Genomic DNA, 5143 nt, shown 5'->3' with positions numbered 1-5143 from the left:
GGTCGGTCAGAACACACCAGCCGAGACCCGGATCAACTACGGTCAGGTCTCAGCTGCCTGAAAAACCGGTGTCCGTCTCCCGGGGGCAACTCCACGTGCTTGAGCGGGCATTTCGCGTGACTGGCAAGCCGACTCACGTGATTGAAGGGGCATCACGCGTGATTGGAGGGTCGACTCGCGTACGCGGCCGGCCGGCTCGTGTGCCTCGAGGGTCGGGTCGGGTCTCGGGGGCGGGAGAGTTGGGGTGTGAGAAGGGGGGCCGGGAGTGGAGCTCCTGGCCCCCCTTCGGGGCAAGACTGAGGTGGGTTACTTCAGGGCCGAGCCGGCCTGCCAGTCGGCCCAGGACTTGGACCAGTCGCCGTACAGGTCCCACACCGGGAGCTGCGGGCCGCCGGAGTTGGTCACCTCCACGACGTCACCCAGTCCCATGTTCTGGAAGAACCACTCGGCGTTCGCCGCGTTCAGGTTGATGCACCCGTGCGACACGTTCGAACTTCCCTGCTGCCCCACGCTGTTCGGGTTCTCGTGGACGAACTCGCCGTCGTTCGAAATCCGCTCCGAAAACTTCTCGTTCGACCGATAGGCCTTCGGGTCCGGTGGGCAGACGCCGTATGTGCACGAGTCCATCGTGTAATTGGCCTGCTTGTCCGAAATGACGTGCGCGCCCAGATGGGTCGGCGTCGCGTCCTTGCCCATCGAGATCGGCATGGACTTCACCATGGCGCCGTTGTGGAAGATCTGCATCTGCTCGGTGTTCCCGTCCGCCTTCGCGATCCAGGAATCGTGCACCTTGTACGTCTCCGTGCGGTCCTCCGCGCCGAAGACGCCGTTGCCGAAGTCGACGCCGTAGATCTTCGCCGTCACCTTGAGCGTCGTGCCGGCCTTCCAGTACTCCTTCGGCCGGTAGTGGACGTTCGAGTCGTCGATCCAGTACCAGCTGCCCTCCTGCTTCGGCGTCGACTCCACCGTCAGGGCCTTCTCCACCGCCGCCTTGTTCTTCACGGCGATCTTCCCGAAGCTGAACACGATCGGCTGCCCGACACCGACGCCCGCGCTCGACACCGCGGCCGGCGCCGGGATCAGGTTGGCGTTCGCCTGCTTCTTCGGCGCGACCGTGCTGATCTGGTTGTCCTGCTCGACCGGCTTCCCGTCGGCGCCCTGGGCGTGCGCGACGATCTTGTACGTCGCCCCGTAGCCGAGCGGCTCGGTCGACGTCCAGCTGGCCCCGTCGGCGGCGAGCTTGCCGCCGACCTTGTTCCCCTTCGCGGTGTTGGTCACCGTGACGTCGAGGAGCTTCCCGTTGGCAGCCTTGACGACGACGGGCGTCGCCGGGTTCACCCCCGTGCCGCCCGCGGGTTCGAACGACACCGCGACCGGGGTCGCGGATGCCGACGCGGAACCGGACACGGGCGCCCCACCTCCGGGTGCGCCGCCGTCGTCACCGGACGAGCAAGCGGAAATCAGCAGTGCTCCGGCGAGGATTCCGGCCACCGAAAGTAAAATCTTCTTGGGGAGCATATTATCTCTTTTTTGGGAAATTGGGATCGGCGGGCATTCGTCATCAAAACTACGCGATAGCGATGACGTTCTTCCGGGCGGATCGGTGCATCGGCGTGACGCGGATCACGTGACGACGAGGCCCGGTGCCCCGTAAAGTCCCGGCCCGCTCACCGAGATCCCGTCCAGGAACTCCCGCGCGGCCGAATATGCCTCTTCCGCCAGTGCATCGGTGTGCCCGAAATCGAGCGGGTTCACACGTGCCGGCGCCGGCCCCGGCAGGTACACCACCGGCACCCGCGCGGCCGCGACCGGCGCTTCCAGCACCGCCTGGTTTCGCATGCTGATCATCGCGGTGAACATCATCACCTCGGCGAACGTCCGCGGCGCCTCGGGCATCTTCCCGGGGAACGCGCAGTCCAGCACCACCAGCGACCGCGCGCCCATGGCCAGCGCCTGCCGCATCGGCACGTTCGCGACGAGCCCGCCGTCGTAGAGCAGCCGCCCCTCGTGCTCCACCGGCGGGAAGATCCCCGGGATCGCGCAGCTGGCCAGCAACGGCTCGAGCAGCCGCCCGGACCGGATCAGCAACGGCTCGGCGGTGTCGACCTGCGTCGTGACGACGCCGAGCGGCAGCGCCAGGTCCTCGAAGCGGGTCTCGGCGCCGAGGTGGTCGGCGATGATCGTCGTCAGGCCGCTGTTGGGGAACAGGTGCGTCTTGCTCTGCGTCAGCGTGCGGACGCGGCTCAGCACGCCGCCGGGGAACGCCTCGGCCCGCGTCATGTGCGCCCAGATGCCGTGCAGGCGCGCCAAAGCGTCGTCGGCGGGCAGCGCCAGCACCGCCGCGTTGAGCGACCCGACCGACGTGCCCGCCACCAGGTCCGGCGTGACCCCGGCCTCGGAGAGCGCGCGCAGCATGCCGACCTGCATGGCGCCGAGGCTGCCGCCCCCGCCGAGGACGAACCCGATCGGCCGGGGAAGATCCGCGAGACTCATACCGCCGAATGTAGTAAGCCCGACTTTCGCAGGTCGTGCCGCCCGGGAAGACGGCGTTAGCCTGCTGGGCGTGGCCGAGCTGGAGCTGCGGCATCTCAGGGCCGTCCGCGCCGTCGCGGACGGCGGCAGCGTGAGCCGTGCCGCGACCGTCCTCGGCGTCAGCCAGCCCGCGCTCACCGCGCAGCTCAAGCGGATCGAACGGATCCTCGGCGGCGAGCTGTTCGTCCGCGGTCCCAGCGGCGTGCGCCCGACCGAGCTCGGCCGGTTCGTGCTCGCCCGCGCCGACGCGCTGCTGTCCGACATGCAGGCCCTCGTCGCTTCCGCCCGCCGGCACGGTGAAGACCGGCCGGAAACCCTGCGGATCGGGTACGTGCCGCTGCTCATCATCGGCCGGTTCATCGAGGAGCTGGGGGAGCTGGACGTCGACGTCCAGACGTACGCCGAACCGGCGTCGCTGACCCTGCTGAAGCTCCTCTCGACCGGCCGCGTCGACGTCGCGCTGCTCGAACGGTTCGACGGCACGGAGTCGCACCACTTCGCCGGGCTGACCGTCCGGACGCTCGCCACCGAGCCGATCTTCGTCGGCATCGCCCAGGGCCACCCGGCGATCCGCGACGGCGTCGTCGACCTCGCCGACCTGGCCGGCTGCGACTGGATCCTCCCGCCACCGCACGAAAACTGCGTGCGCGTCCGGTTCCTGCAGGCCTGCGCGGCCGCCGGGTTCAGCCCGCGCGTGCGGCACTTCACGTCGGAGGCGGGCACCGCGGGAACGCTCATCGCGCAAGGCGCGGTCTGCCTCGCCCAGGCGGCTTCGGCGCCACCGCCGGGCCTCGTCGCGCTGCCGCTGGCGGGCGACCCCCTGTGGACGACGCTGCTGTTCGCGACCCGCGAGGACGACGCCCGCACGCCGACGACCGACCGCGTGTTCGGGTGCGCGGAGGTCGCGTATACGGCGTCCCGGCAGCGGAATCCGCATTTCGCGCGCTGGTGCCGCGACTATTCGGGAAGCGGGCTGGCGCCTGCCCGATAGGCGGCATAACGCCGGTGTTATCCCCGCTGGGATTACTGCCCGGCGCGGCAACGGGAGAAGCTCACGAAGTCCCCACCTGTTGCCGACAAGGAGCAACGAATGCACCTCAGACGAGCAATGGCGCTCGGCGCGTTGTGCGCGGCCCTCACCGGCCTGCTCTCCCCGCCCGCGAGCGCGACCACCGAAGCCACCACCGAGGCCACCGCCCAGGCGACCACGCTGTCGATCAGCCAGCTGGTCCAGGAACAGAACCAGTGGTGCTGGGCTGCGAGCGGCCTGACCATCGCCCGGTTCCTCGGCTACGGCGGAGGAGTCAGCCAGAACACCTTCTGCGACTATTCGCGCGGCTACCCGGCCGGTTCGCAGTGCCCCAACCAGGCGGGCGAGCTGACGTACGTCCAGCGCGGGTACCAGGCGCTCGGCCTGCGGCCCGGCACGGTGACCGGCGCGCTCAGCCTGGCCTCGGTGCAGGCCGAGATCGGCGCCCGCCGTCCGGTCGAGACCGGCATCTACTGGACCGCCGGCGGCGGGCACGCCCAGGTGATCTACGGCTACGACGCGAGCGGGCTTGTCTACTACGGCGACCCGTGGCCGAGCAGCCAGCGCTACAGCGCGATGGCGCACTCGAGCTACGTCCGCAACGGGCAGTTCCAGTGGGCGCAGTCCCTCTACCGGATCGGGGCGTGACCATGAACCTCTTCCGTGGACTCGCTGTTCTGGTCGCCGGTGCGGCCCTGGTGCTCGGTTTCGGGGGCACGGCTTCGGCTTCCCAGCCCTCAGCCGGGGAGGTCGGCGCCGCGGTCAAGTCGGCGGACGCGCAGCTCTCGGCGTTCTTCGGCCAGCTCGACCGGCGCGCGGGCGTCGCCCGCGCCGACGTCGCGCAGGCGCCCAAGGTGGACGGCTCGCCCCAGTCGGTCTACTCCCTGGACCCGGCTTTCGTCGCCGGGACGCCGGGTGCCGCTCCCGCGTCGTTTGCGTTCTACGCGGTGCGTGCTTCGGCGTCGACGGGCCGCCAGGCGACCGTGTGGGTGACGCCGGAAGCGGGCGGCTGGACCGCGACCAATTTCACGACCGGCACCGAGGAGCTGACGTACCCGGCGCAGGCCGGCAGCGACCTCGTGTTCACCGAACCGCAGGTCAACGCGTGGTACCGGGTGCGCGACGGCCGGGTGCTGGCGCTCAACGACCCGGCTCGCCAGCGGGTCGGCGAGGGCGTGCCGCTGGCGGCGTACCAGCAGCTGGTGCACCGCCTGTACGGCGACAAGCTGCCCGGCTCGGCCTACCGGGCGCAGGGCAAGCTCGGCGGGTACGACCTCGCCGCGGCTCCGGCGCCGGCCGTGGCGCCGGGCACCGGATCCCGGCCGTTCGTCGCCGGTGGGGCGCTGCTGGCGCTCGGCTTGGTCGGCTGGGCCACCGGCAAGGCGGTGCGCGCCCGCCGCTGACGCCGGGAGGGTGCGGCCTGGGTTCGCCCGGGTCGCACCCTCGTGGCTCGCCCGGATTCCCAGCGCCCCAATGTGGCCTTCGGTGCGTTCAACGCACCGAAGGGCCCCTTGGGTGCGTTGGACCGGCCGCCGGTTCGGCGGAGGGGCTCTCGAAGGCCTTCTCTGCGGTGGGTGTTCT

The 5143-nt window shown here is 70.4% G+C and carries 5 protein-coding genes; 3 read left to right on the top strand and 2 right to left on the bottom strand.

Features of this window, described 5'->3' with window-relative positions; genetic code table 11:
* Positions 1-306 precede the first annotated feature (306 nt).
* Entirely contained in the window at positions 307-1518 is a 1212-nt protein-coding gene (locus tag AB0C38_RS49430) for an Ig-like domain-containing protein (protein ID WP_360688708.1), read from the bottom strand.
* Between the two features lie 105 nt (positions 1519-1623).
* Entirely contained in the window at positions 1624-2493 is an 870-nt protein-coding gene (locus AB0C38_RS49425; RefSeq protein ID WP_360688705.1) for a patatin-like phospholipase family protein, read from the bottom strand.
* 70 nt (positions 2494-2563) lie between these two features.
* On the opposite strand from AB0C38_RS49425, the gene AB0C38_RS49420 reads away from it, so the two are divergent.
* From AB0C38_RS49420 to AB0C38_RS49410, 3 genes are all read left to right on the top strand, one after another.
* A complete protein-coding gene (locus AB0C38_RS49420) occupies positions 2564-3523 on the top strand; it encodes a LysR family transcriptional regulator (RefSeq protein WP_360688702.1) in 960 nt (319 codons plus the stop codon).
* 99 nt (positions 3524-3622) lie between these two features.
* The gene (locus tag AB0C38_RS49415) at positions 3623-4210 is read left to right on the top strand and encodes a papain-like cysteine protease family protein (RefSeq protein WP_360688699.1); all 588 of its coding nucleotides are present in this window, start codon (positions 3623-3625) and stop codon (positions 4208-4210) included.
* A 2-nt stretch (positions 4211-4212) separates the two neighbouring features.
* Positions 4213-4965: a hypothetical protein gene (locus tag AB0C38_RS49410; RefSeq protein ID WP_360688697.1), complete on the top strand. Its 753-nt coding sequence runs from the start codon at positions 4213-4215 to the stop codon at positions 4963-4965.
* The last annotated feature ends 178 nt before the right edge of the window (positions 4966-5143 follow it).

Source organism: Amycolatopsis sp. NPDC048633, from assembly GCF_040650695.1.
Classification (GTDB): Bacteria; Actinomycetota; Actinomycetes; order Mycobacteriales; family Pseudonocardiaceae; genus Amycolatopsis.
This window is presented reverse-complemented; position numbering and strand designations above follow the sequence as displayed.

Coding starts and splice junctions, on each gene's coding strand:
- AB0C38_RS49415 (WP_360688699.1), top strand. CDS start 3,623: ATGCACCTCAGACGAGCAATGGCGCTCGGCGCGTTGTGCGCGGCCCTC.
- AB0C38_RS49430 (WP_360688708.1), bottom strand. CDS start 1,518: ATGCTCCCCAAGAAGATTTTACTTTCGGTGGCCGGAATCCTCGCCGGA.
- AB0C38_RS49410 (WP_360688697.1), top strand. CDS start 4,213: ATGAACCTCTTCCGTGGACTCGCTGTTCTGGTCGCCGGTGCGGCCCTG.
- AB0C38_RS49425 (WP_360688705.1), bottom strand. CDS start 2,493: ATGAGTCTCGCGGATCTTCCCCGGCCGATCGGGTTCGTCCTCGGCGGG.